Here is a 1,011-nt window from a genome sequence, read left to right on the forward strand (position 1 = left end):
CTTTTCATCATTCACATCTCCTTTAAAGCGTTAAAGCGTCTACGTGTTTAAGTAACACTCTAACATGTATGTAAATAACATGCAATACACCTGCATCAAAATTGTTTCATTAATACGGTAGCGCCTGGATTTATCATAATATAGTCAACTCTTGTAATGTGTTGTCATTACGCTACATTAAAATTCCTGGTTCAACGCTGTATACGTGCGCCAATATCTCGCCACATACAACACCATCTATATCCCCAACATCTCGCCACATAACAACTTCAGGTGCAATGCCCATAAAATGCCCACAACATTACAATACAAATCAACTTCTGGTATAACTCCATAATATTTCCACGACATCACACTAAAAATTAACTTTAGCTAAGTTCCCTATACTATCACGCCACAAAAAACACTCAAATGACAAATATAATAACATCGTCACTCAAGTGTTAATTTTTAAAATCTTCAATTATGTTAAAGCATTGAAAAAGCGAATAACATTTTCTTCTAAAATATCTCTGCCTTCTCCATGCGTCATTAAATGATGCGAATCCTTCAGACCATTTAATTCTTTGTCTACTGATCCTAAATGTTCATAAATAAAATGTGCACTTGTTTCATAGGATGGCGCATCTTTACCACCAAATAATATATTAGCTGGCATTTTAATAACATTTAAATTTGTCATGATATCATCAATAAAATGTTGAAACTTCGTAATTTCACCTTCATAATCATCAATTGCTGCTAATTGCGCACTCGATGCTTGCTGATCTAAATTTAAAATATCCGACATGCGTTGACTATAATAAACTAAATGTTCTATTAAACCATCGTCACTCTTTTCCTTTGGTGCTGACATGACAGCGATACGTTTCAAAGGATAGTGTTGCGCCAATTTTAATGTCATTAATCCACCTAAAGACACACCCGTTGCACTGATAGATTCATAACCTTCATTGACTAAAAATTGGTAAGCTTTCTCAACTTCTTCCCACCAATCATCTACATTATATG

Annotated in this window: 2 protein-coding genes; both read right to left on the reverse strand. The window is 34.1% G+C overall.

Annotation, left to right across the window (positions count from 1 at the left end; translation table 11 throughout):
- Positions 1–172: 172 nt before the first annotated feature.
- The gene (locus IDG60_RS15880; RefSeq protein ID WP_000510434.1) at positions 173–286 is read right to left on the reverse strand and encodes a hypothetical protein; all 114 of its coding nucleotides are present in this window, start codon (positions 284–286) and stop codon (positions 173–175) included.
- A gap of 177 nt (positions 287–463) precedes the next feature.
- The coding region (locus IDG60_RS15885; RefSeq protein ID WP_206160912.1) for an alpha/beta hydrolase at positions 464–1,011 on the reverse strand (548 nt) is incomplete at its 5' end.

This window comes from Staphylococcus sp. EG-SA-2, assembly GCF_017152085.1.

Excerpts from the sequence above, each read along its gene's own strand:
- IDG60_RS15880 (WP_000510434.1), bottom strand. The coding sequence starts at position 286 with ATGGGCATTGCACCTGAAGTTGTTATGTGGCGAGATGTTGGGGATATA.